We start from the raw sequence: 25760 nt of genomic DNA on the forward strand, positions 1-25760 counted from the left end.
GCGCTTGACATTTGCAACATACTAACATTCTAGTAGCCTACATGGGTCGGAAACGGCCTGCTTGTCAAGCGGGAGCAGCAACGGACAAGGGGACTGGGAGGAGAAAAGAATGGGACTGAAGGGCTCTGCCTTTCTCGTGATGTGGCATGACATCGCCGAGGGCGCTGTCGTGGACTACATTGAATGGCATACGCGCGAACATATGCCGGAACGCTTGTCCATTCCTGGTTTTACCACGGGCAAGCGCCTGCATGCGCCCAATGCGTCCCGCTACGCCTTCGGTACGATCTATGCAGGCGAAAGCCTCGAAACCTTTAGATCCCCCGACTATCTCGAGCGCCTCAACAACCCGACGCCCTGGACGGCCACTATCGCGCCGAGCTTCCAGAATTTTCTGCGCGTCGCCTGCGAGACGATCGCGACGGCGGGCAATGGCGATGGCGGCAGCATGGCGACGATCCGCGTCGACCTCGCGGGCGACGATGCCGAAAAACAGTTGAAGGAAAAGGCGCAGTTGCTTGCCGAAGGCATCCTGGCCGTCCGGGGCGTCTCCAGTGTTCACATCGGTGTTTCCCGCAACGAAGTTTCCAGCGTGCGCACACGCGAAACCGAGTTGCGCAAGGAAATGCGCGAGACCGGATTTGACGCCGTGATCCTGATCGAGGGCTCGTCCAGCCGAGGTCTGCACTCCGCCTTGCCCGAGGCCGAGCGGCTGGCGCTTGCGAGCGGCGCTTTGACCGGCCCCGTCAGCAATATCTATGAAACGGCATTTTCCCTCACGGCAGAAGACATGAGGGCCCGCTCATGACGCGGATACTGGTCACGGGCGGTGCGGGTTTCCTGGGCGGCTGGATACTGAAGGCTCTTAGCGCGCAGGGCCATGCCGTGCGCATCTTCGACCGCGCGGCCGACCGCCGAATTCTGCGGGAGATTGCCGGCGAGCAGGCCGATCGCGTCGAATGGTTCCAGGGCGACATCACCGATGGAGCTGCTCTGAACGAGGCGGCGCGTGATTGTTCGTCCGTCATTCACCTGGCGGCCTTGTTGACGCCGGCTTGCAAGAACGATCCCATTCTTGGGGCCAAGGTCAATCTGATCGGGACGCTGAACGTCTTCGAAGCAGCCAAGACCCACGGAATCCGGCGTGTTGCGTATGCGAGCAGTGCGGCAGTGTTCGGTCCCGATGACGGTGCTGCACCTTATCCAGTTACGCAATATGGCGCCTTCAAGCTCGCCTGTGAGGGCAGCGCGCGCGCCTATTGGCATGATGCCGGCATTGCCAGCATCGGTCTGCGCCCTACGGTCGTTTATGGCCCCGGCCGCGAAGTCGGGCTTACGGCCGGCCCAACGATCGCCTGCCGCGAAGCAGTTGCAGGCAATGCCTATACGATCGGCTATTCCGGTCCGCAGGATCTGGTTTTCGTCGCAGACGTGGCGGCCGCCTTTGCCGCAGCGGCAACCAGGCCTTTTGAAGGCGCCCACGCGATTTCATTGGGCGGAGCCACGGAAGATGTGCCCGATGTGATCGCGGCGATCGTGGCCGAAGTTCCAGGCGCAAGGATCGATTTCGCCGGGCCGGCCGTTCCGATGGCGTCAAACATCGCTTCGACCGACAATCGCACGCTGCTTGGAGCGATGCATTTTACGCCGCTCCGCGAAGGCATTTCGCATACTGTTTCCCACTATCGGTCAATGGCAGCGAGATCCTGATGCCAATCCGGAGCAAGATATCGCAATATCATCCCGGTCATCGTCTTGCGGCGGTGGGGCACGTAGGTGAACCCCGGGCCCGAAACAGGCATTTAGAGATCGAGCGGGTCGACGCTTCGAAAGACGCCTTTGGCAACGCCAAATGGCTAAAGAGGAGTTTTGCCGCTCCAAAAAATTTGACCAACGGCAACAAGAGGAGGACTTTTCATGTTGGGTAATTTTTCATTTCGGACCACCGCGCTGGCGATGGTGACTGGGGTCGCCATGGCGCTCGCCGCATCCAACGCCCATGCGCAGGCGCTGGAGAAGATCAAGGAAGCCGGTGTCGTCCGCGTCGGTGTCATGGGTGAACAGGCACCTTGGGGCTCCATCGATGCCAGCGGCAAAAACATAGGCTACGATGTCGACGTGGCAAATCTCATCGGGGAAGAAATGGGCGTGAAGGTCGAATTCGTACCCAACGCCGTTGCTGCCCGTATTCCGAACCTTCTGACCGGCAAGGTCGACCTGCAGATGGCCGTCATGGGTATGTATCCCGATCGCGCCAAGGCGGTACAATTCACCAAGCCCTATGCCGGGTTGAAGATCATTCTTCTGTCCAGCGCAAAGAACAAGATCACGACCATTCAGGACGCCAAGGACCTTCGTATTGGCGTGCCGCGCGGCGCAGCGCAGGACAAGGCGATTACGGCAGCGCTCGGTGACGTTCCGAACATCCGCCGCTTCGACGATGACAGCTCCAATATGCAGGCGCTTGTATCCGGACAGGTGGACGCCATCGGCGGCAACACCACCTACAAGATCAATCTGGACAAGGCTGCTCCCGGCAATGATTTCGAGCAGAAGGTTGTTTTCAACGAACAGTGGATGGGCGTCACCACCAAGCTCGGCGACAAGGAAATCAACGACTGGCTCAACCAGTTCATCGACAAGATCCGCGCTGACGGCCGCCTGGCGGCCATCAACAAGAAGTGGCTCGGCGAGGATTTGCCGAACTTCCCTGAAAAGATCGAGGGTGTTCCGTTCAGCGTGCAATAGCGCCTGCAACGATCTTTGTTGAAGCCATGACGAAACGGGTGCGCGGCCGCTCTTAAATAGCCGCGCCCCCGATCAGCTGCAGGGACCTTGATATGCGTAATATTTTCATTCTGAATGGGCCGAATCTCAACCTTCTGGGTGAGCGCGAGCCCGATATATACGGCCATACCACGCTAGCCGATATCCGCAGCTGGTGCATGGCCGATGCGACAGAACTCGGACTGACCATCGATTTTCGGCAGTCGAATTTTGAAGGTGAAATCATCGAGTCGATCCATTCGGCCCGTCATGAGGCCGCCGGGATCATCATCAATCCTGCCGGTTTCAGCTTTTCGTCGATTGCCATCCTAGATGCATTGAAGACCTTCACCGGGCCGAAGATCGAGCTGCATATTTCCAACATACATCAGCGCGAAGCGATCTATCACAAGTCGCTGGTATCGGCGACTGCGACGGCTGTGATGGCCGGCTTCGGTGCATACGGTTACCGCCTCGCCTTGCGCGCCATAGCGGAGATGACAACATGACACGCATTGCCCTGATGGGTGCCGGCCTCATCGGCCGCGAGCATGCCGAACTGCTGGTATCGCATTCGACCGCGCAGATTGCGGCGATCTGCGATCCGTCGCCGGAAGCGGCGCAGCTGGCCGCCCGCCTGTCCGTTCCCCACTGGGTCGACTACAACACTATGCTGGACGAAGCCAAACCTGACGGCGCGATCATAGCGCTGCCGAACCAACTCCATGCGCCGGCGGCACTCGCCTGTATCGAGCGTGGAGTGCCGAGTTTGATCGAGAAGCCGATTGCGGAAAGCCTTCCGGCCGCTGCCCGCATCGTCGAGGCTTCCGAACAGTCGGGCGTCCCGGTTCTGGTTGGCCATCAGCGCCGCCACAGCCCCGATATCCGCGCGGCGAAGCGCGCAATCGACGCGGGTGAACTCGGACCGCTCGTTGCCGTCAACGGCATGACGCTGTTCGACAAGCCCGACGATTATTTCAACACGGAGTGGCGAAGGAAGATTGGTGGCGGAGTGCTTCTCATCAACCTGATCCACGACATCGACGTGCTACGGTATCTCGTCGGCGAGATCGAAAGCATCCGCGCCTTCACCTCGTCGGCGCAGCGCGGCTTCGAGGTCGAGGATACGGCCAGTATCTCGATCCGCTTCGTCAACGGTGTCCTTGGCACATTCCTGATTTCGGACGGAGCGGTCAGCCCCTGGGCCTGGGAATATACGTCGGGCCAGGCGCTCTATCATCCCACGCAGCCCGGACCGTGCCTCTTCCTGACAGGACGCAAGGCCGCTCTTTCGGTCTCAGACATGTATCTCTGGCGCCATGCCAACGAAAACGATCACTGGCAGCATCCGCTGATTCGCGAACACCGTCCAGGCGATGGATCGCTGACCTATGTGAACCAGCTCGACCATTTCGTCGCCGTCATTGGCGGTGAGGCAAAACCGCTCATCACCGCCCGCGACGGCATGTCGACGCTTGCCGCTACCCTAGCGGTCGACGTGGCGGCACGCGAGGACCGAACGGTGACACTTTCGGAAATGCTGGCTGAGGGCAGGGTCGCAGCATGAGGGGAAACCTGTCACTCGTGGGCCGGATCATCGCCGGTGTTTGGGCGCAACGGGCCAAGCAGGTTTCGTTGAATGCCCCGAAACCCGGATTTGCCGAGAGCGCCCGATGAACGATCTGATGACCAAGACAATTCAAGGCGAAACGGTACCGGTGCTCGGCTTTGGCACATTCGAGCTGAAGGGCCCGGAAGGCGAGGCCGCGATCCGCACAGCGATCGAACTCGGCTATCGCCAGATCGACACGGCAATCCGCTACGGCAACGAAGTGGAAGTCGGCCGCGCCGTGCGAGCCAGTGGCGTGCCAAGAAATGAACTCTTTGTCACGACCAAGATCTGGTTTGATGAGCTGGCGCCGGAAACCGTCGCGCGCCGTGTCGATGAAAGCCTCGACAGGCTCGGCTTCGAGCAGGTCGACCTGCTTCTGGTTCACTGGCCCGCCAAGGATATTCCGCTCGGCGAGACACTTGCCGCATTTGCCGACGCGAAGGCAAAGGGAAAGACCCGGCTGATCGGTGTCAGCAATTTTACCGTCGCTCTTTTGGACGAAGCGCTCGACGTGCACAAGGCGGAGCTGTTCTGCAATCAGGTCGAATATCATCCATTTCTGTCGCAAGAGAAACTGCTCGCGCGGATGCGCCAGGCCGACATGCTGCTGAACGCCTACCAGCCGATAGCGCGCGGCAAGGTCTTTGCGTCGGATCTCCTCAATGAACTTGGCCGCCGATATGGCAAGTCGGCGAGCCAGATCACATTGCGATGGAATATCCAGCAGAAAAATGTCGGGGCGATTCCGCGCTCTTCGAAGCTTGAGAACATTATCGCCAATCGGGACATTTTCGATTTCGAACTATCGCCGGAGGATATGGCGGCCATCCACGGCCTTGCTCGTGGCGAACGTTATACCCGCTTCGATTGGGAACCCGATTGGGACTGAGGCGCGATGCAGGGAGGTAGAGAATGACACTTGATTTCAGCGTGGTCACCGATGCGTGGCAAAGTTTGGCGTTTGGGGCGTTGGGAACCCTGTTCCTCGCTATCGCCGGCATGTCCATTGCTACAGTCATCGGTGTGCTGGGCGTTGCGATCCTCAGAGCCCAGATGCGTGTGCCGTCCTTTCTGGTCACGGCATTTGTCGAGGTTATCCGCAACACGCCGTTCCTGGTCCAGATCTACTTCATCTTCTTCGCGCTGCCTCTCGCTGGTGTCAGGCTCAACCCCACCATCACCGCCATTCTCGCCCTCGGCCTGAACGGCGGCGCCTACGCCATAGAAATCATTCGTGGCGGCGTCGAAAGCATTCCCACGGGGCAAACGGAGGCTGGACTTGCCCTCGGCCTGCACAAACGTGAAGTCTTCCGCTTCATCGTTTTGAAGCCCGCCATTCGCGCGATTTATCCGTCGCTGTCCAGCCAGTTCATCCTGCTGACGTTGACAACCTCGATTTGCACCTCGATCTCCGCCTATGAGCTGACGTCCGTCGGGCAGCGTATCGAGGCGGAAACCTTCCGCAGTTTCGAAACCTATTTCACGCTGACAGGAATCTATCTGGTGATCTCGCTGGCCACGATGTGGCTCCTGGCTGAAATAGGCCGCCGCGCCTTCAATTATCCACAACGCTGAGGAGGACACGAAATGGGACCGCAAGAGTTTGCCTACCTGTTGCAAGGCCTCGCCTGGACGCTCGTCCTGACAGCCATGGGATTTGTTGGCGGGATCGCATTCGGCGTCATTGTAGCACTTATGCGGGTGTCGTCGGTGACATGGATCCGCATGATCGCGATCGGCTGGATCGGACTTTTCCAGGGTACACCGCTGCTGATGCAGCTGTTCGTCGCCTATTTCGGTCTGCCGTTGCTCGGCTTCAACCTCCCGGCCTGGGCCGCTGTCGGTATCGCGCTCACCGCCCACGCATCGGCCTTCCTCGGTGATATCTGGCGCGGCGCAATACAGGCGGTTCCCAGGGGGCAAACGGAAGCAGCCATGGCACTCGGCCTTCATACCCGCAGCCTTATGATCGACGTGATTATGCCGCAGGCGTTCAAACTCTCTCTCCCGGCGACAGTCGGATTCCTGGTGCAACTCCTGAAGGGTACTTCTCTTGCGGCGATTGTCGGCTTCATCGAGTTGACCCGCGCGGGATCGATCGTCTCCAATCAGATTTACAGGCCGCTTCTCGTCTTTGGAGTCGTGGGCGCGATGTATTTCGCCATGTGCTGGCCCCTGTCGCTTTGGGGTCGAAGCATAGAGCGGCGCATGTCAGCCGGCGTCTCCAGGTAGAAAGGAACAGAACCGTGACACATCCGAACGAGACCATCACGTCCCGCCAACAGAACGACGCCCAGCCCATGGTAATGATGCGCGACGTCGAAAAATATTACGGCACTTTTCACGCGCTCAAGAACATCAATCTGACGGTTGCAAAGGGTGAAAAGATCGTGCTTTGCGGGCCATCCGGGTCGGGAAAGTCGACGTTGATCCGCTGCATCAATGCGCTGGAAGTCAGCCATGGCGGCGAGATCGTCGTGGCGGGGCACAGCCTGCATAACGACCAAAAAGCCATCGACGCCGTGCGCCGCGTGGTTGGCATGGTGTTTCAGCAGTTCAACCTGTTTCCCCACAAGACGGTTTTGGAGAACTGCATTCTCGCCCCGATGCGCGTGCGTAAACTGTCGCGGGCCGAAGCTGAAGCCACGGCCCGCAAATATCTTGAGAGAGTTCGCATCGGCGATCAGGCCGACAAATACCCGGCGCAGCTTTCCGGCGGTCAGCAGCAGCGCGTGGCGATCGCCCGGGCGCTGTGCATGGAGCCAAAGGCAATGCTTTTCGATGAACCTACCTCGGCGCTGGATCCGGAAATGGTGAAGGAAGTTCTCGACACCATGGTATCGCTCGCGCGGGACGGAATGACGATGATCTGCGTGACTCATGAAATGGGCTTTGCACGCCAGGTAGCCGATCGGGTGATTTTCATGGCCGACGGCGAGATCGTCGAAGAGAACGATCCCGAGAACTTCTTCCGTGCCCCCAAGCATCAGCGCACACGGGCGTTTCTTGGCGAAATCCTGGCCCATCACTGAGTCTTCGCGGCATCGCGCAACGACGCGTCTGTGCCGCGGAATTCTGGAAGACATTTTATACGCCGCTTGAAAACGCGGGAGGCAAGGGCATGCACCTGACATTGAGCGAATGCAGTCGAACCTATGACGTGGCTGTCCTCGGTGCGGGCGCAGGAGGGCTGTCGGCCGCGATTTTCGCCGCGCTTGAAGGCGCGCAGGTGCTCTTGGTCGAAAGGTGCGCGCATCTTGGAGGCACATCTGCCTTTTCCGCGGGAACGACGTGGATACCGCTGACACGCCATTCGGTTTCGCTCGGCGCAGACGACAGTTATGAAAAAGCGTCGCGGTTTCTCGATCGTGCCGTCGGCAATCAAAGTTCGGCGGCGCTACGCAATGCATTTCTTGCCGCCGGACCGGGCATCATAGATACTCTCGAAGACAAGACGGACGTAAAATTCCGTGCTCGCCCCTTTCACCCGGATTACATGTACGAACTGGAGGGGGCCTCAAGTTTCGGGCGGGCGCTGGAGCCATTGCCATTCGAGGCGGCATCGCTTGGCGGCAACCTGAAGCTGATCCGCCCGCCGATACCGGAATTCACTGTGCTTGGCGGCATGATGGTTGATCGCGATGATATCGCGCATCTGATGAAACTCGGGAAATCCGCAACCTCGGCGGCCTATTCGGCGAAACTGATCGCCCGCTATTATATCGGCAAGATGCGCCATGGTCGCGGCACCAGGCTCGTCATGGGCAATGCGTTGATCGGGCGGATGTTGATGGCGGCCCTGAAACTCGACGTGACCATCTTGACGGAGACCGAAACGACTTCGCTCGTCATGAATGGGCTGAGTGTAACAGGGGTGAGATTGCGGCAGAAAGGCATCGAGCGGCAGATTGACGTCGCAGGCGGCATCATTCTGGCATCCGGCGGATTTGCTCAGCACAAGCGGATGCGGCCGGAAAAACTGCCGCATCCGCTCCCGGAATTCTCTCCGTCCGCTCCAGGTAGCACCGGCGCTTTGCATGACCTGGCCTTCGCGGCCGGCGCTTTTCATGGCGAGACCGCGTCGCAGCCGTGCTTCTGGGCGCCGGTTTCCCGTCGCCGCCGCAAGGACGGTTCGATGACAGTCTTTCCGCATTTCGTCTTTGATCGATCGAAACCCGGTATCATTTCCGTGGGGCGCGACGGCCGCCGGTTCGTCAATGAAAGCACGAGCTATCACCGCTTTGTTTCGGCCATGTATGCCGTCAACAGTGAGGGCAGCCACATGCCGGTCTATCTGGTAGCAGATGCGCGTGCGCTGAAGACATATGGATTGGGCATGATCCGGCCGGGGGGTGCCGATATACGGCCTTACCTGGCGGACGGTTACCTTTGCGAAGGAAAAACGCCCGAGGAGTTGGCCACCAAGCTTGGCATCGACGCCGAAGGTCTCAAAGACAGCCTGGCGCGTATGAATTCCTATGGGAAAACGGGCGTCGACACCGATTTCGCGCGGGGCACGACGGTCTATGAAAGGGCTAATGGCGATCCCACCCATGGCCCTAATCCGAGCCTTGGCGCGCTGGATACGCCTCCCTTCTACGCCATCCGGCTCTGGCCGGGTGATATCGGCTCAGCAACCGGTTTGGTAGGAGATGAGCATGGGCGTCTTCTGCGCCGTGACGGTTCGGTCATCGAAGGCCTCTATGCCTGTGGCAATGACCTGCAGTCGATCATGGGCGGCGCCTATCCGGGACCTGGTATCACCCTTGGCCCGGCCATCGTGTTCGGCGCGTTGAGCGGACGCCACTCAGCTCGGCGCAAGGTTGTATCAGGTTCCACCGGCCAGGATTTTTCACCTGAACGCATGATCAGGATCCGGGGACACAGATAAGGAGGTTCGTGATGAAAACATCCATTGCAACAGTGTCACTCAGCGGAGATTTGAAACAAAAGCTTGAGGCGATTGCGGCCGCCGGGTTCGACGGGGTGGAAATTTTCGAAAACGATTTCCTGGCCTTCGATGAAAGTCCGGCCCAGGTTGGCCAGATGATCCGGGAACATGGGTTGGAAATCACCCTCTTTCAGCCATTTCGCGATTTCGAAGGCATGCCTGAACCGCTTCGGTCGCGCACATTCGATCGAGCCGAGCGCAAATTCGATGTTATGCAAGAAATGGGCACCGATCTCGTGCTTGTTTGCTCGAATGTTTCATCGGTTGCAATTGGCGGACTGGACCGTGCTGCGGCCGATTTTCATGAGTTGGGGGAGAGAGCAGCAAAACGCGGGCTGCGGGTTGGTTACGAGGCGCTTGCCTGGGGTCGCCATATAAACGATCACCGTGATGCCTGGGAAATCGTGCGCCGAGCCGATCACCCGAACATCGGCCTTATTCTCGACAGCTTCCATACGCTTTCCCGCAAAATCGATGTCAATTCGATCCGTTCAATCCCCAAGGAGAAGATTTTTATAGTTCAGCTGGCCGATGCACCGCTGATAGATATGGATTTGCTTTATTGGAGCCGGCATTTCCGGAATATGCCAGGCGAGGGCGATCTACCCGTGCTCGAATTCATGAAAGCGGTCGCCGCCACTGGATATGACGGGTATCTGTCGCTCGAGATATTCAACGATCAGTTTCGCGGCGGTTCCCCAAGAGCAATTGCCGTCGATGGTCACCGGTCCCTTGTCTATCTGGAAGACCAGGTGAAACGTGCTGAGCCAGAAATAAAGTCAGCCGTCCCTATGATGCCGCCACGGGGCGCAGTGGAACGCGTGGCCTTTGTGGAATTTACGATCGACACCGCAGAAGCACCACAGCTTCAGGCACTGATTGCGTGTCTCGGCTTCAAGGAAGTTGCAAAACACAAAACCAAACAGGTATCGGTTTTTCGGCAAGGGGATATCAACCTTGTCATCAACACCGAAAAGAAAGGTTTTGCCAGTTCTTCGTACGCGGTTCACGGCACGTCGGCCTATGCCATGGGACTGATGGTCGACGACGCACATGCTGTTGTCGAGCGTGCCATAGCGCTCGGAGCCGAGCGGTTCGAACAGCCGCTTGATACCGGCGAGATCGAGATGCCGGCCGTTCGTGGCGTTGGCGGTGGCATTGTCTATTTTCTGGATCACAAGTCGCCACTCGACCGGATCTGGGAAATCGAGTTCAACCCGGTTGAAGGTGATTCCGCCCAGACGGCAGGTCTTCGAACTTTCGATCATATAGCCCAGACAATGAGGTATGAAGAACTGCCTACGTGGCTCCTGTTCTACACGTCCATATTGCAGGCCCACAAGACACCTATGGTCGACATTATCGATCCCGCCGGCATCGTGCGCAGCCAGGTCGTGGAAAACGATGCGGGATCTCTGCGGATCACGCTTAACGGAGCTGAGAACAAAAATACCCTGGCCGGACATTTCATAACGGAGACGTTGGGGTCCGGCATTCAGCATCTGGCTTTTACATCTGACGATATTTTTGCCACCGCAGAAGCTCTCAAGGCCAATGGCTTCGTACCACTTAGTATCTCGCCCAATTATTACGACGATCTGGAAGCGCGTTTCGGCCTCGACCCGGACATGACGGACCGGCTCAAGAGCCATAATATTCTCTATGACCGTGATGAAAACGGCGAGTATTTCCAGCTCTACAGCCCGACCTATGGGGAAGGGTTCTTCTTTGAGATTGTGCAGCGAACGGGCTATCGCGGCTATGGAGCCGCAAACGCCATCTTCCGGATTGCAGCACTTCGAAAATATTTGCGTCCGGCAGGAATGCCTCACGCATAGTCCAGATTTGTTGGCCCAAGGAGAACTCCGTGAAAACCATCTATATCATCAATGGACCTAACTTAAATTTGCTCGGAAAGCGTCAACCGGAGATTTATGGGTCCGAAACACTTGCAGATGTTGAAACACAATGCGCGGAACTCGCTACCGAGTTGGGAGGGACAATACGGCTTCTCCAGAGCAATCGTGAATATGAAATCATCGACTGGATTCACGAAGCGCGTGGCACGGCGGCCGGCATTATAATCAATGCTGGGGCGTTCACGCATACCTCGATCGCGATTCTGGACGCCTTGAACACCTTCGAAGGTATCGTCGTGGAGGTTCACATTTCAAACATCCACAAACGCGAAAGTTTCCGGCACCATTCTTATATTTCACTGCGCGCGGATGGCGTGATCGTGGGATGTGGAACCGAAGGTTACCAGCTTGCCCTGCGCAGGGTGATGTCGCTGGCGAAAACAGTCCCCACGGCATAGCTTCGGAAACCCGGGCCGCAGTCCGGGCTGGCGGCAGCTCACGCTTCCTGGGTCTCCCGATGCACTTGGGGACGTGGCACAAGCAGGCAGGCCGGCATGATCAACATGGCGATGAGAAGCATCGCAATGAAGGTCGCATGCAAAGCGTGCTGGAGGGCAAGACGGATCTCTTCCGCGTCACTGGCGACGGCACTCGTGCCATTCAAAAGACCGCGTAGCTGCTCCGGCGTTATCGACTGGCCGCTGGTGGTATGGGCCAGGCCGTAAGACAGTACTGCACCAAGCAATGCTGCGCCGAGCGTGCTGCCCAAGTTGCGCGAAAAGACGTTTGAGGCGGTGGCGCTGCCGCGCTCATACGGTTTTACGCTTTCCTGTGTCAGGATCAATGCGCCGATATTGAGCAGGCCCATGCCGAAGCCCATGACAAGGGAACCGGCACCGGCCAATACGGCTGAACTTGAGGGGTTAAGCAGGACGAACAGGCATGTACCGGCCGGAATGCAAATGCTGCCGGCGACCATGAGGGGCCGCAGACCGAGTCGCGCAAACTGCCGGGAGGCGATTGTCGCGCCCAGGGGCCAGCCCAACAGCAGCATCGTCAACGCGAACCCGGCGACGAGCGGCGAGCGGTTGAGCACCGTTTGTACGTACATTGGCAGGAAGGTCGTCAGGCCCATTATCGACATGCTGGCGAAAAAGACCGCCAGGTTTGCGAAGGCAATCGGCCGTTTCAGCCAGAGGTCTGGGGCAACCATAGGAGCTTCGGCGCGCCGCTCCTGCCAGATAAAGGCCACAAGCGTGACCATGAAGATCAACAGCGCCGCGATGGCTTCACCGGATACTGCGCTTTCCATCTCGGTTAAAGCAATCATCAGCGAGGAAATGGAAATGGCAAAAAGCGCAGCGCCAAGGACATCGATGGAGACGACCCGGGCCCGCTTTTCCTCGTGGAGATAAAGGATGAACCCCAGTGCCGCGAAAAGCCCCACGGGAACATTGATCCAGAATATCCATGCCCAGGGAAGGTTGTGGATGATGATGCTTCCAAGCAGCGGTCCGACAACGGCCGACAAAGCCCATACGCTTGCCAGATAGCCCTGCACCTTGCCGCGCTGGTTGCCAGGAAAAAGATCGGCAACAACTGTCATGGCGACGGGTTGAATCGCCCCGGCACCGATACCCTGCAGCAGCCGGAAAGCGATCATCGACGGCATCGACCATGCGAACCCGGCAAGCACCGAGGCGAACAAAAAAAGTGCGATGCCGACAAGTATGACAGGCTTGCGACCATAAATATCCGCCAGCTTTCCGAATACCACGGTGGTCGCGGTCTGGGTCAGCAGGAATGACGAAAAAACCCAGGAGTAGAGATTGATTTGCCCCAACTGGGCGGCGATTTGCGGCATCGCCGTTGAAACGATCGTCGCTTCGATGGCGATCATCGCCATGCTTGCCATGATCGCGACTACAACGGGCGCGCGACGGGTAGTTTGCTCTGTCATGGATGACTTTCAGACCGAACGGCGCGACTCAAGGATCGGCGTTCGGCGCAGATGGGAATAGTGATGGGGATCTATCTAGAGCCTTTCATGCCTGGATGGAAACAGTTCTGCTATCCTCGACGCTCGCGCGTCAAGCCGCAATTTATCCCGCGGCAATCAAATTTCCGGCAGAATTCTATCCATGGCTTTTCCCCGGGCCAGCTCGTCGATGAGCTTATCCAGGTAACGGATTTCCCGCATCGTCGGCTCTTCGATATCCTCCACCCTAACGCCACAAACGACGCCCTTGATCAAGGTTCTCGAAGGGTTGAGTTTGGGAGCTTGGGCAAAAAACGTCTCAAAATCCGTTTTTTGTTCAAGCTGGGTTTGTAGCCCTTTCTCGCCGTAGCCCGTCAGCCAGAAAATGATCTGATCGACCTCTGTTTTTGTGCGCCCCTTTTTCTCTGCTTTCGCAACGTAGTGTGGATAAACGCTTGCGAAGCTGGTCGTATAGATCCTGTGTTTTGCCATGGACTTCTACTCCTGGGCCGGCATCGAGCGATCAGTCGATCGCCTCGAGTAGCCGGCCGAGATGAGGTCTCCCTTTTTCAGATCGGCCCGCGTTCCGTGGTAGAATTGGCGTGGGTTTTTGTTGTCGGAAGCCTTCATAGGTTCAACGCTCGCATCTCTTGCTGACTACTTCGCCAGAAACTTCTCCATGCGCTCGATGGCGCGGAGGATGTTTTCCTCTGAATTCGCGTAGGACAGCCGGATATAGCCTTCGCCGAGAATACCGAAATCAGGTCCGCCGATCAGCGCAACGCCTGCCTCGTCCAGTAGCGCCGTAGCGAGCTGCTTTGCCGCCCAGCCGGTCGCTTTGACGTTGGGAAAGGCATAGAACGCACCCTTTGGTGTGGCGCAGCTGATACCGGGCAGGCTGTTGAGGCCATCGACAACGACCTTCCGGCGTTTGTCGAAAGCCTCGCACATCCTGACCACATCATCCTGCGGCCCGTCGATCGCCGCGATACCGGCGAACTGGCTCGGAGCATTGACGCAGGACCAGCAGTTGACCGCTAGCTTGCGCACCTTGTCATAGAGCTGATTTGGCCAGATCGACCAGCCCATGCGCCAGCCGGTCATTGCCCAGGTCTTCGACCAGCCATTGAGGATGATTAGCCGGTCGCGAATTTCCGGAAAGCTGAGGAGCGAGCAATGCTCCTCGCCATCGTAGGTCATGACGTCGTAGATCTCGTCGGACATGATCGCCACATGCGGATGGGCTTCGAGACCTTTCACCAGCTTTTCGATCTCGGATTTAGGGGTGACGCCGCCGGTCGGATTGGCAGGAGAATTCAGGATCAGGAGCCGTGTCTGAGGCGTGATCAACGCAAGGGTCTCCTCCGCCGAGAAGGCAAAACCGTTTTCTTCCCGGATGGGTACAGGGATTGGCTTGGCACCCGTGAATTCGATCATCGAGCGGTAGATAGGAAAGCCGGGATCCGGATAGAGGATTTCAGCCCCCGGTTCGCCAAAGATGAGAATCGCAGCGAACATCGTGACCTTGCCGCCGGGAACGATCATGATATTTTCCGGGGAGACCTCGATCCCTGTCGTGGTGAGCGTGCGGCGCGCCACCGCTTCGCGGGCGGCGAGCAGGCCGTTTGCTGGCGTATAGCCATGATGGCCGTCCTTCAGCGCCTTGATGGCGGCCTCGACGATGTGACCGGGTGTTTTGAAATCCGGCTGACCGATGCCGAGATTGATGATGTCCTTGCCCTCGGCGGCGAGAGCGGTAGCCCGGGCGAGGACGGCAAAGGCATTTTCTTCGCCGATACGGTCGAAACCAGCAATGGTACGCAGCATTTTCTTGTCTCACATACAATTTTCAACTTCTGCTTTGTGTGCGGAGTGGCATAACAAGTCAAATACTCTCAATTTCAGCGAGCCGATTTCACCATGACCGATCTGAAAGACTGGACGCCACGCCCACTCCCGGTGCGCGAACCGCTCGAGGGCCGCTACGTGCGGCTGGAGCCGCTCGACGCCGCCAAACATGGCGACGGGCTTTACGAGGCGTCGTCGGTTGCAGACGCAGGCGAACGGTTCCGGTTCCTGTTTGAAAATCCGGCGGAGGATCGCGAAACGTTCAGGGCGTGGCTGGAAAAGGTCGAAGCGAGCAAGGACCCGCTGTTCTTCGCGGTGATCGACAAGGCGAGCGGCAAGGTAGCGGGACGCCAGACGCTGATGCGCATCGACCCGGCATTCGGTGTGATCGAGATCGGCAATATCTATTGGGGACCGCTGATTTCGCGAAAAGCGGCAGCGACGGAAGCGCAGTACCTGTTCATGAAGTATGCGTTCGAACTCGGATACCGGCGCTATGAGTGGAAATGCAACAATGCCAACGAGCCTTCAAAGCGGGCTGCAGAGCGGTTCGGTTTCAAGTTCGAAGGCATCTTTCGCCAGCACATGGTGCAGAAGGGCAAGAACCGAGACACGGCGTGGTACTCGGTCATCGATAGTGAATGGCCCGCGCTGAAGGTTGCTTACGAGGCCTGGCTTTCGCCGGATAATTTCGATGCAGACGGCACGCAGATCAAGCGGCTGGACGCGTTTCGGGTCGGGTGAGCTAACAGAAGTAATCTCTCCATACCCTCTCCCTTGTTCGGGGCGACGACCGAAGATCCGGGGAGGGTAACTTTCAAATCACCTGCCGTAAGCCAGACCTCTCTCTGCCGCTGCGCGGCCTCCTCCCCACAAGTGGGGCAAAAGACGTACCACTTGCATAAAACCGCCACGCGGCTACAACGCACTGAGTGCATTGAACACAAGGCCAATCAAGCGTGACCGATCCGAAAACCCGTAGTGCGGCCATTGCCGCCGCCTGTATCATGCTTGGCTTTGGCTTCGTCGCCTATTGGATGCCGACGCTGATGTTGGCGCTCGGCGAACGATCGACGCTGGCGGCAGGCGTTTTTGCCGTGGTCTTTGTTGCGGGGTTCTTTTTAGTTTTCTGGCTGCGCGCCAGGAAACAGCATGAGAATGACCAGCCCTAGAGCCCCATCCGGGCATGAAAGACTCTAATATTGCAGCGAGGCAGTGAGTAGCAAGACGCCAAACAGCACGATGAATAGTGCGCCGCCAATTTCGATTATGTTTTGAACGCGGCCTGAAAGCGCGGAAGCGCCGGAAACGCGCAGCGCGACATTCTTTGCTGTGACAGCCAGCGTTGCCAATATGGCGACGGTGATGAAGGTGCCAAGCGCCATGGCGAAGACCGAGAGAACGCCGCCGAGGATGAGGCCGTTCAAGAGTGAGAAGGTCAGGACGATCAGTGCGCCGGAGCATGGGCGAAGGCCAACGGCGATAATTGCCGACCAAGCTGTTTTCCAGTTGAAATCACCGGCAATCATCGCCGGGTCCGGCGCATGGGAATGGCCGCAGGTTTCGCAGACTTCGCCAGCCGCGTGATTGTGATGATGGCCGTGGTCATGGCGATCATGACTGTGGGCGCCGTGCGAATGACCGTGATCATCGTGATCATGATGGCGATGGTGATCGTGACCTACCACAATCTTTTCCGGCATCAGGTGTGCGACGCGCGGGCGGAAAAGCACCGGCACCTTGCGCCATAGCAGCGACAGGCCGAAGGCGATGATCAGAATGAAGCTCGCCATTTCCATATAATGCGTGGCATCGTCCATTGACACCGTCGTGCCGCGCAGCACGAGGAATGTGAGACCGATGATAAAGATCGCAGTGAAAGCCTGCAGCATCGACGATGCGAAAGAGAGGACGATGCCACGCTTCAGCGTCGTTTCATTGGCCAGCATGTAGGACGAAATTACCGCCTTGCCATGGCCGGGGCCCACCGCATGCAAAATACCATAGAGGAATGACAGGCCAACGAGGATCCACGCCTGCCATGGGTCTTCGCGCATGCCTTTGAGCGCATGCGTCATGGCGAGGTAGAAGCTGCGCTGCTGCATGTTGATCCAGAGGATGATTTCGGCGAATGGCCCTGTCGGTTGCATGGCAACCTCGTTCATACCGATGCCAAGCGACGTTTTCTGCGCCAGCGCATGGCCACTGAAAAACAATGCGAGGGCAAGTGCGCCGAACAGGGTCTTTTTCCGCATGTTATCTTCGTCCTAACTCTTCGCCGGGCATTCAATTTCAAGCCGCGTCGCGAATATCTTCGACATGTTGGTGCCGGTGGGATCGTTGAAAAAACTGTCGGTCAGCGTTGCCTGGTTCTGGGCGATCGCCTGATCTGGATCGGGGCGCACGACCTTCTGGGTGCAGCCCTCGGGAACGCCGGTAACGTGGATGTCGCTATCATTCACATAGTCGATGGCGGTGTAGAATGTCGGGTCATAGACGCCGAAGCTTGTCTTCTTGCCAAGCTTCAGCGGCTGTTTCGGCTTGCTTTCGAAGATGATCAGCAATTGGTTGTTCTGGAAATCGGCGATCAGACGGTCGGGCGCTGCCATGACAATTGTCTTGCCATTGAGCTGTACCGTCTGGAAATAATCGAACTCGGAGACTGACTCGTTGATGGTGGTGGCAAGATCGGCGAGTTCCTTGTCGTCCAGTTTCAGATCACCGTTCTTGTCGAATTCGACAAGAACGGTGCTGGAGAACAGATCGTCGAAACGCCAGACATGGCCGAGCTTCTCGACGGTGCCGTCCGGCTTGATGGTGATATCGAGACGCGCTTCGGCAAAGACATGCGGGTGCACGTAGGCCGGCGTGGCGAAGGTCAATCCCGTCGCCAGTGCGCCGATGTAAACCCCGAATCGTTGGTGCATGGAGTTGCCCTTAATGGTTGGCGCAGAGGACTATGCGAAATTGGCGAAATTGGGACGATATATTATTACAGCATGATTGCTCAGGCGCGGCGATTGTCCTTGAACCACTTGGCCAGATAGTCGACCAGAACTCTTACCTTTGCCGGCAGATAACGGCGATGCGGGTAGACCGCATAAATTCCGGCGTCATGCATGACAAATTCTTCAAGCACTGCGACAAGTCTGCCGCTTTCGATATCTGGCTGAGCAATGAAATCAGGTAGCAGGGCAAAGCCCAACCCGGCGAGCGCCGCGCGGCGGGTTGCGAGCGGGCTGTTGATTTCCATGGGACCGGATAGCTGGACGGAAATCGACGGCCCATTCTCTTTCTGGAACTGCCAGGTATTGCGGGAGCGATTGTTGGTGTCCACGATACAGGGCAGAGAGGATAGCTGCTCCGGCCGTTCCGGTTTTCCAACCCGCTCGATCAGTTCATGCGTGCCGCAGGCGACGACCCGAAAGGGGGCGAGCCGCTTGGCGATGAGGGACGAGTCCTGCATGCGGGTGATGCGTATGGCGAGATCGAAACCTTCCTCGACCAGATCGACAAAGCGGTCGTCCAGCCGCACATCGAGAATGATATCGGGCTGCTCGGCGCAGAAATCGATGAGGCATTGGCCGATGTCCGCATCAGCAAAGGATCGCGAGGCAGAGATCTTGATGCGGCCTCTGATATCGCTGCTCGACTCGCGCACCGTTTCCTGCAGACTCTCGACCTCGCGCAGGATTTCACTGGCGCGCTGGTAGTAGGTGTGGCCAGCCTCGGTCAGGGAAAACTGTCTCGTCGTGCGGTTGAGCAGCAATGCACCGAGTTCATCTTCCAGTTCGCGCACATATTTGGACAGGAGAGCCTTGGAGCGCCCGATCTTCCGCGCGGCCGCCGAAAAACCCTCCGCTTCGACGACGTCGATAAATGCGCGCATGCGGGTGAGCGTGTCCATCAGGTTCTTTCGGTATTGTTAAGAATAGCGCGGCCAAGTTTGATCAGGGCACGGTCGCTGCCGTTCGGGCCAATCAGCGAAATGCCGAAGGGTGCGCCATGCACTTCGCCGAGCGGCAGGGTGATCTGGGGAAAACCGGAAAGGCCGGAAAGGCAGAACAGCCGCACGCAGCGCTCACGATAGGCCTGGCTATCCTCGAACGATGTGCTCACGAGCGGCGCTGCACCCGGGACTGTCGGCAGGACCATGATGCCGTCGTCCTTCAACAGGTCGGCGAACTCGCTGCGGAACAGATCGCGGCGCGTCATTTGCCGCTGATAGGTTTCAAGATCGATGGTCAAGCCATAATCGAAACGATCCTTGACCGCAGGACCGAGATTGCGCTCCTTCGCCGAAATCCATGCGCCATGTTCGCTCCATGCTTCAAACGCCTGGACCTGGCGCAAACACAAATAGAGATCGTCCATGGATGCGGTCGGCTGACGCGCCGAGCGAGCATGGCCGAGATGGCCGCTGACGATCGCGTACATGTTCCGGTAGGCCGTATCTTCCGCTTCACCAAGCAGGAGGTGTTCGAGCAGCGGAAAGAAGATCGGACGATTGAGTTTGAACTCGGCGGTGTCCGGCCCAAGCAAAACGGCGCCGACTTTTTCATAGAGCGCAATGTCCCTGGCGAACCAGCCGAACGTATCCAACGAATGGGCGAGCGGCATGGTCCCCTCGAGAGAGATGCGTCCGTGGGACGTGCGAAGCCCTACCAGACCGCAGAAGCTCGCCGGAGCACGGATCGATCCGCCCGTGTCGGAACCCACTGCAATGGTGGCTAGACCGCCCGCTACCGCCGAGGCGGAACCCGAAGACGAGCCACCGGTCACGCGATCCGGAGCCTGCGGGTTCACGGGGAAGGGAAAATGAACATTCTGGCCCATCATGGAGAAGGCGAGTTCATCTGTTTGCGTCTTGCCGATGAAGTGTGCCCCAGCATCGAACAGGCTTTGAACTGCGGGGGCGGTCCGGGTTGCAAGCAGTGATTCGCCATATTTCTGCGGATTTCCGCAACCGGTACGCATGCCGGTAACGTCAAATATATCTTTGACGCCGAGTGTTTCGCCGTTCAGCGGGCCATCGCCCGACGAAAGGTTAACCATGGGTAAATCAAGAAGGGCATTTAGCGGGGGAATTGTGCTCATCGTTCAATGATTCTATGGTATTTATCCCCCGTTGTTCAATGAATAAAAAATTTTACGCTGCCGCATTATTTTCATTGATTGGACACATCTTTCCTCTTATATGCCCCTTGCCCAAAGTCGCACGTGCCCATGGGTGTCCGCCGATCTTCATTATGGTGAGGAAACGGTATGGTACCTGGAACTAACCCCTCCAGTCAGTTTGTCGGCCTACCGCCAAGCTGAGGACATCTGAAGCAACGACGGTGCGGGCCTTTCTGGTGTCTTTCGGCTGTCCATAAGCCGGAATTACTGAAGAGGCACACCTTCATTGCCGGTAGTGCGGATGGGTTCATCCAAGCCAAGGCAGACAAAGCGGACTGACGCTGACTTTAGCGTTGATCCATCGCCGCATGACCATTCGCGTGTTCCAGCATCTCCAAAGGCTGGCTTCACGAGGGACGGATTCATGCACTTTGTCCTAGCGATTTTTCAGGGTGCGTCCCGTGAAATCGCGATTGCTTGAGCGGCCATACCAGCCGCTGTGGAATTGGAGCTTAACATGGCTACGCAGCGCATTATCGACTTCATCAACACCCGACGTCCGAACGGCCCTTGCATGGTGCTCGATCTGGAAGTGGTGCGTGAGAACTATCATAATTTCGAGATGGCTTTGCCGGAATCGAAGATATTCTATGCGGTGAAGGCCAATCCTGCGCCGGAAATCCTGCGCCTGCTCGCGTCGCTCGGTTCCAATTTCGACACAGCCTCTGTTGCCGAAGCGGAAATGGCGCTTGACGCCGGGGCGACGGCTGACCGTATCTCCTTCGGCAATACGATCAAGAAGGAGCGCGATATCGCGCGCGCTTTCGAGCTCGGGATTCGCCTCTTCGCCGTGGATTGCATCGAGGAAGTCGAGAAAGTAGCCCGCGCTGCTCCCGGTTCCCGTGTATTCTGCCGCGTTTTGACCGATGGCGCCGGTGCCGAATGGCCGCTGTCGCGCAAGTTTGGCTGCGTGCCTGCGATGGCCGTAGATGTTCTTCTTGCTGCCCAGAAGCTTGGCCTCGACAGCTACGGCGTATCGTTCCACGTCGGGTCGCAGCAGACGGACCTCGCTGCCTGGGACCGCGCGCTCGGCGATGCGAAGTACGTCTTCGACAAGCTCGCCATGGAAGGTATCACGTTGAAGATGGTCAACATGGGCGGCGGTTTTCCGACCCGTTACCTCAAGGACGTGCCAACCGCCCAGGCCTATGGCCAGGCGATTTTCCAGGCATTGAGCAAGCATTTCGGCAACCGCCTGCCCGAGACCATCATCGAGCCGGGCCGCGGCATGGTCGGCAATGCCGGCGTGATCAAGGCTGAAGTCGTGCTCGTCTCGAAAAAGGCGGCCAACGACAACGTGCGCTGGGTCTATCTCGACATCGGCAAGTTCGGCGGTCTCGCCGAGACGATGGACGAGGCGATCCGCTACCAGATCACCACGCCGCGCGATGGCGACCTTGCCGAGCCTTGCGTTCTTGCGGGCCCGACCTGCGACAGCGCCGACGTGATGTACGAAAAGAACCCCTATCCGCTGCCGATATCGCTGACCATTGGCGACGAGGTGCTGATCGAGGGTACGGGCGCCTATACCACGACCTACTCGGCGGTTGCCTTCAACGGGTTTGAACCGCTCCGATCATACGTCATCTGATTGGGCGCGAGCCCAGTCATGGACCGCTGTCCGGCACCAGCCGGGCGGCAATGACGCATCCCATGATCAAGACTGGTCAAGACAATGAACGCAAAAGAATACATCCAAGACAACTTGCATCCTGACGGATCGCAGGCCTTTATCATCTGCAACGAGACGGCGCTGGACGAACGCGCTCGCGAAGCTTTGCTCGACCGCGCCATGGGTGAGGGACGTCGCCGCAAGTCGTCGGAAAAGCTGCGCCGCGGCCGGCTGCCCTCCGAGGGATTGGCATTCGTCGCGCGCGGGATCAATGGTGTGCTGGTCGGCACCGTGCGGCTTTGGGATATCCAGGCTGGACATGATGCGGCAGGCAAGCCGGTACGGGCGTTGCTGCTTGGACCGCTTGCGGTCGAACCCTCGCTGAAGGGCAAGGGCATCGGCGTGGCATTGATGCGGCACGCAACGGCGGAGGCTGCCCGGCTCGGCCATGGTGCTGTGATTCTGGTTGGCGATCCGGAATATTACGAGCGCTTCGGCTTCAGCGGTACGAAGACAGCAGACCTTGCCATGCCGGGCCCGGTCGAACGCCGGCGCTTTCTGGCGCTTGAACTGAAGCCGGGCCATCTCGAAGGGTGCCATGGGTTGCTGATCCCAAGGGGCCGCCGCGCATCGCATGCGACGCGCGTATTGCCCGTTTCGCTGCGGTTTTCGCGATAGGACAAAAGCCGGCCCTTTCGAGCCGGTTTTCATTTACGCCGTAGCGCGAATGAAACGTTCTATGGCGGCGACTTCGCTTTGCTGGATTTCGTGGCCGCCGGAATGCCAGACGAGATCAGTCTCGACCCCTTGCTCGATCAGATAATCTGCGAGGGTCTGCGTTAGAACCGGCGGACAGATCGTGTCCAACCTTCCTGCCGTGATCAGAGCGCGCTTGCCGGCGAGGCCGATTTGCGGCGCTGGCGTCCACGGAACCAGCGGGTGCATCAGTACGGTTTCATCAAAAAGCTCGGGATGGGACAGCATGACGGAGGCGATCATGTTTGCTCCGTTGGAATAACCAAGTGCCACCGTTTTCGATGGCTTCGCCTTGTCTTTGTGCGCGCGAACAAACTTCGCCATGGCACTCGTGCGTGCGGCAAGGTCGTCCATATCGTAAACGCCTTCGCGCGTCCGGCGAAAGAAGCGTGCGGCGCCATGCTCGGAGATATCGCCGCGGGGTGAGACAATCCCGGCTTCCGGCAACAATTGTCTGCCGAAGTCGAAGAACTGGTTCTCGTCACCGCCGGTGCCATGGAATACGAAAAGCAACGGATTTCCCGGCCGCTCAGCAGAATGTATGCGGTGTTGGTAAGTGTTGGTCGACATGTCTAACCTTTCAGTGGGGCGTCTTTGTCCGCTTGGCTATCTCGTTGCGTTTGCATGCCCCACAGATGTGGCGGGTGCCAGGGTCATTAAACCCGGCACTCGCTTGATGCACTGTCGCTGTCCCATAGACAATCCAATTGAACATGGGACCTAATCGGCTTCCGACCAGGGACCATGAAAATCGCCTTCCTCGCCAATCCGTTTGAAGCCGTGCGCACCGAAGAAATCACGCTGGGCCTGGATGAGGTTGGCTGTACCGCGCGCCTGCCGGAAGCTATCAAAATAGCTTAGCGCGGCCGCCAGCGCCGGCGTCGGCAGGCCTGCGAGGGCGGCTTCAGCGACGATCTTGCGCAAGGATTGCGATCCGGTTTTCATCCGTTCGACGAAAGCCGGCGCGAGCAGCAGATTTTTACCCTCGCTGCCTTCAAAGGCAGCGGCGATCTGGTCGAGGAATTGCGAGCGGATGATGCAGCCTGCGCGCCAGATACGGGCGGTGGTGGCCAGCGGTATATCCCAACCATGTTCCTTGGAGGCACCTGCCATGACATCGAAGCCCTGAGCATAGGCGGCAATCTTGCCGGCCAGCAAACCGTCTTCCAGCGCGTCGATGAAGGCCGCGCTTCCGTCTGAGAGCTTGGCCGTCTTCAGTTCGGAATAGGCTTTTGACGCTTCACCGCGTTCCTTGACCAGCGACGAGATCGATCGTGCGGCGACGGCTGCCTCGATACCGGTTGCCGGAATGCCGAGCATCTGCGCCTCGATGGCAGCCCAGCGCCCGGTTCCCTTTTGGCCCGCGCTGTCGAGGATGACGTCGACCGCGGGTTGTCCAGTCTTCTTGTCGGTTGCAGCCAGGACCTTGGCAGTGATTTCGATGAGGTACGAATTCAGCGGGCCCGCATTCCATTTCTCGAAAATCTTGCCGATGGCAGGAGGAGCGAGGCCGAGGCCGTCGCGCAACACGCCATAGACCTCTGCAATCATCTGCATGTCAGCATATTCGATGCCGTTGTGGATGGTCTTGACGAAATGCCCGGCACCATCAGGGCCGAGAAGTGCCGAGCAGGATTCGCCCTGGTACTTCGCGGAAATTGCCGTCAGCACCGGCTCTATGCGGGCATAGGATTCAGGAGTTCCCCCGACCATGATCGACGGGCCATGCCGCGCGCCTTCTTCGCCGCCGGAAACGCCCATGCCAACGAATGTCGGATCATTGGGTCCGAGTTCGGCAAGACGCCGTACCGTATCGTGGAAATTGGCATTGCCGGCATCGATGATGATGTCTTCCTTTGCAAGGAACGGCTTCAGCGCGGCAATCTGCTCGTCGACGGCTTCTCCGGCCTTGACCATCAGGATGATCGGGCGCGGTGCGCGGATATTCTTCGCGAGATCTTCCAATGTTTCGCAAGGAATAATCTGGCCTTTCAGGCTACCGGCCTCCTCGTAGAACTCGTGAGTCTTTGCCACTGTCCTGTTGAAAACCGCGACTCGATAACCGTTTTCAGCGATATTGAGCGCCAGATTGGCGCCCATGACGCCAAGGCCGATCAATCCGATGTCAGCTTGCTGCATGATTTTAGTCCTTGCTTATTTCGATGCTCAGGTCCGAGGGACGGCTTCGGTCCGGATGAGCATTTGTATAGCAACGGGCAACGGCGGCAATGGCTTTGACTAAACAAAACCTGCTCTGGTTGTGTTCACAATCTAATTATCACGCAGCTTTTCCATATCTCGGATGCGATCGGCGCCGCTCTTTTCCAGTTTGCGCGTGACTTCTGCGATCAAGGTCTCGGCCACAAGGAACAGCGTCGCAGACGAGTCCCAGGGCGAGGGCACGGCCGTGCGACCGGCGATGACATGACGGGCGAAGCGGGCGATGGGCGAAAGCCATTGATCGGTTATCAGGACAATCTCCACCCCGCGTGCCTGCGCCTTTTCGGCGAAGCGGATCAGGCTCTGCTGGTAGCGGCGGATATCGAATATGACGAGGACATCCTTCTTTCCCATGTCGATCAGGTGGTCGCGCCAGTGGCTTTCCTGGCCAGTGAGGTGGGTCACGCCAGGTCTGGTGATTTTTAAATGCGCGGCCATGTATCTGGCAATCGGATCGGTAAAGCGGCCACCCAGAAGGTAGATGCGGGCGCGGCTGCGGCTGATGGCGTTGGTGACGTCATCCAGTTGTTGTGCCGAGAGATGCTGGAACGTCTCGCGAATATTCTCGATTGCGGCTTCCATGAGAGGGAATACCGGGCCGTCTTTCGCGGTCTGGATCGTGCTCGCGCGGTTCCATGGCGATTGCACCTGGGCGGCCAGTTCCTCCTGCAGTGCTCCCTGGAAATCCGGGTAGCTCTGGAAGCCAAGGCGGGAAACAAAACGGAGAATCGTCGGCGAACTGACACCGGCTTGAGTCGAAAACTCGGCCACAGTGCGCAAGCCTATCAATGGATAATTGGCGATCAGTGTCTGCGCGGCCTTGCGTTCCGATGCGGGCATTGCGTCGATTCTCTCAGCTATCAGCTCGGAAATGCTGGTCGTCATCGATGTTTCCCCACGAAATCCGGTTTTCGGATTTGACAATCTTGCCTGTTCTGTATCAAATCATACGAGAGTGGAAATAAAAACAGAAAATGTAA

The 25760-nt window shown here is 58.1% G+C and carries 26 protein-coding genes; 16 read left to right on the plus strand and 10 right to left on the minus strand.

Annotation, left to right across the window (positions count from 1 at the left end):
• The first annotated feature begins 109 nt into the window (after positions 1–109).
• The 12 genes from J2X72_RS14985 (at position 110) to aroQ (ending at position 11646) form a co-directional block, all read left to right on the plus strand.
• Positions 110–808, plus strand: a complete 699-nt coding sequence (locus J2X72_RS14985; RefSeq protein ID WP_310073172.1) for a hypothetical protein — start codon at positions 110–112, stop codon at positions 806–808.
• The gene (locus J2X72_RS14990; protein ID WP_310073174.1) at positions 805–1710 is read left to right on the plus strand and encodes an NAD-dependent epimerase/dehydratase family protein; all 906 of its coding nucleotides are present in this window, start codon (positions 805–807) and stop codon (positions 1708–1710) included. Before J2X72_RS14985 ends, J2X72_RS14990 begins: the two co-directional genes overlap by 4 nt.
• Before the next feature lie 207 nt (positions 1711–1917).
• On the plus strand, positions 1918–2748 hold the full coding sequence (locus J2X72_RS14995; RefSeq protein WP_310073176.1) for a transporter substrate-binding domain-containing protein: 831 nt from the start codon (positions 1918–1920) through the stop codon (positions 2746–2748).
• A gap of 92 nt (positions 2749–2840) precedes the next feature.
• Complete coding sequence (locus J2X72_RS15000) at positions 2841–3275, plus strand: type II 3-dehydroquinate dehydratase (protein WP_310073178.1); 435 nt, start codon at positions 2841–2843, stop codon at positions 3273–3275.
• Positions 3272–4333, plus strand: a complete 1062-nt coding sequence (locus tag J2X72_RS15005) for a Gfo/Idh/MocA family oxidoreductase (RefSeq protein ID WP_310073180.1) — start codon at positions 3272–3274, stop codon at positions 4331–4333. Before J2X72_RS15000 ends, J2X72_RS15005 begins: the two co-directional genes overlap by 4 nt.
• 106 nt (positions 4334–4439) lie before the next feature.
• Positions 4440–5267, plus strand: coding sequence for an aldo/keto reductase (locus tag J2X72_RS15010; protein WP_310073182.1), 828 nt, complete (start codon positions 4440–4442; stop codon positions 5265–5267).
• 23 nt (positions 5268–5290) lie between these two features.
• A complete protein-coding gene (locus tag J2X72_RS15015; RefSeq protein ID WP_210003276.1) occupies positions 5291–5953 on the plus strand; it encodes an amino acid ABC transporter permease in 663 nt (220 codons plus the stop codon).
• 12 nt (positions 5954–5965) lie between these two features.
• On the plus strand, positions 5966–6610 hold the full coding sequence (locus tag J2X72_RS15020) for an amino acid ABC transporter permease (protein ID WP_210003275.1): 645 nt from the start codon (positions 5966–5968) through the stop codon (positions 6608–6610).
• 77 nt (positions 6611–6687) lie between these two features.
• Positions 6688–7410: an amino acid ABC transporter ATP-binding protein gene (locus tag J2X72_RS15025; RefSeq protein ID WP_310073609.1), complete on the plus strand. Its 723-nt coding sequence runs from the start codon at positions 6688–6690 to the stop codon at positions 7408–7410.
• Between the two features lie 89 nt (positions 7411–7499).
• Positions 7500–9269 (plus strand): FAD-dependent oxidoreductase, encoded by a 1770-nt coding sequence (locus tag J2X72_RS15030; protein WP_310073186.1) that lies wholly within the window; start codon positions 7500–7502, stop codon positions 9267–9269.
• Between the two features lie 11 nt (positions 9270–9280).
• Positions 9281–11167: a TIM barrel protein gene (locus tag J2X72_RS15035; protein WP_310073188.1), complete on the plus strand. Its 1887-nt coding sequence runs from the start codon at positions 9281–9283 to the stop codon at positions 11165–11167.
• Between the two features lie 29 nt (positions 11168–11196).
• Positions 11197–11646 (plus strand): type II 3-dehydroquinate dehydratase, encoded by a 450-nt coding sequence (aroQ, locus tag J2X72_RS15040; protein WP_210003272.1) that lies wholly within the window; start codon positions 11197–11199, stop codon positions 11644–11646.
• A gap of 38 nt (positions 11647–11684) precedes the next feature.
• On the opposite strand, the gene J2X72_RS15045 is transcribed toward aroQ, so the two are convergent.
• The 3 genes from J2X72_RS15045 to J2X72_RS15055 all read right to left on the minus strand — a co-directional run bounded on the left by J2X72_RS15045 (position 11685) and on the right by J2X72_RS15055 (position 14993).
• Entirely contained in the window at positions 11685–13148 is a 1464-nt protein-coding gene (locus J2X72_RS15045; RefSeq protein ID WP_310073191.1) for an MDR family MFS transporter, read from the minus strand.
• Positions 13149–13304: 156 nt separating this feature from the next.
• Positions 13305–13658, minus strand: a complete 354-nt coding sequence (locus tag J2X72_RS15050) for a DUF2200 domain-containing protein (RefSeq protein WP_210003270.1) — start codon at positions 13656–13658, stop codon at positions 13305–13307.
• Between the two features lie 165 nt (positions 13659–13823).
• Positions 13824–14993: a pyridoxal phosphate-dependent aminotransferase gene (locus J2X72_RS15055; RefSeq protein WP_210003269.1), complete on the minus strand. Its 1170-nt coding sequence runs from the start codon at positions 14991–14993 to the stop codon at positions 13824–13826.
• Between the two features lie 93 nt (positions 14994–15086).
• Here J2X72_RS15055 and J2X72_RS15060 point away from each other — a divergent pair, with 93 nt between their 5' ends.
• Positions 15087–15758, plus strand: a complete 672-nt coding sequence (locus tag J2X72_RS15060) for a GNAT family protein (protein ID WP_310073194.1) — start codon at positions 15087–15089, stop codon at positions 15756–15758.
• Positions 15759–15973: 215 nt separating this feature from the next.
• Complete coding sequence (locus tag J2X72_RS15065) at positions 15974–16186, plus strand: hypothetical protein (protein WP_310073196.1); 213 nt, start codon at positions 15974–15976, stop codon at positions 16184–16186.
• Positions 16187–16210: 24 nt separating this feature from the next.
• Here the strand turns inward: J2X72_RS15065 and J2X72_RS15070 are convergent, their stop codons facing one another.
• From J2X72_RS15070 to J2X72_RS15085, 4 genes are all read right to left on the minus strand, one after another.
• Entirely contained in the window at positions 16211–17269 is a 1059-nt protein-coding gene (locus tag J2X72_RS15070) for a nickel/cobalt transporter (protein ID WP_310073198.1), read from the minus strand.
• A 12-nt stretch (positions 17270–17281) separates the two neighbouring features.
• Complete coding sequence (locus tag J2X72_RS15075; protein ID WP_310073200.1) at positions 17282–17941, minus strand: DUF1007 family protein; 660 nt, start codon at positions 17939–17941, stop codon at positions 17282–17284.
• A gap of 80 nt (positions 17942–18021) precedes the next feature.
• Positions 18022–18921: a LysR family transcriptional regulator gene (locus J2X72_RS15080; RefSeq protein WP_210003264.1), complete on the minus strand. Its 900-nt coding sequence runs from the start codon at positions 18919–18921 to the stop codon at positions 18022–18024.
• On the minus strand, positions 18921–20111 hold the full coding sequence (locus J2X72_RS15085; protein ID WP_310073202.1) for an amidase: 1191 nt from the start codon (positions 20109–20111) through the stop codon (positions 18921–18923). Before J2X72_RS15085 ends, J2X72_RS15080 begins: the two co-directional genes overlap by 1 nt.
• Positions 20112–20649: 538 nt before the next feature.
• Between J2X72_RS15085 and odc2 the strand changes: the two genes are divergently transcribed.
• Entirely contained in the window at positions 20650–21783 is a 1134-nt protein-coding gene (gene odc2 / locus J2X72_RS15090) for an ornithine/lysine decarboxylase (RefSeq protein ID WP_310073203.1), read from the plus strand.
• A gap of 84 nt (positions 21784–21867) precedes the next feature.
• Entirely contained in the window at positions 21868–22482 is a 615-nt protein-coding gene (locus J2X72_RS15095) for an N-acetyltransferase (protein WP_310073205.1), read from the plus strand.
• A 33-nt stretch (positions 22483–22515) separates the two neighbouring features.
• On the opposite strand, the gene J2X72_RS15100 is transcribed toward J2X72_RS15095, so the two are convergent.
• From J2X72_RS15100 to J2X72_RS15110, 3 genes are all read right to left on the minus strand, one after another.
• Complete coding sequence (locus J2X72_RS15100) at positions 22516–23130, minus strand: alpha/beta hydrolase (protein ID WP_310073206.1); 615 nt, start codon at positions 23128–23130, stop codon at positions 22516–22518.
• Between the two features lie 150 nt (positions 23131–23280).
• Positions 23281–24699, minus strand: a complete 1419-nt coding sequence (gene gndA, locus J2X72_RS15105; RefSeq protein WP_210003259.1) for an NADP-dependent phosphogluconate dehydrogenase — start codon at positions 24697–24699, stop codon at positions 23281–23283.
• 132 nt (positions 24700–24831) lie between these two features.
• The gene (locus J2X72_RS15110) at positions 24832–25665 is read right to left on the minus strand and encodes a MurR/RpiR family transcriptional regulator (protein WP_210003258.1); all 834 of its coding nucleotides are present in this window, start codon (positions 25663–25665) and stop codon (positions 24832–24834) included.
• Between the last annotated feature and the right edge of the window lie 95 nt (positions 25666–25760).

This window comes from Phyllobacterium sp. 1468, from assembly GCF_031455525.1.
GTDB lineage: Bacteria > Pseudomonadota > Alphaproteobacteria > Rhizobiales > Rhizobiaceae > Phyllobacterium.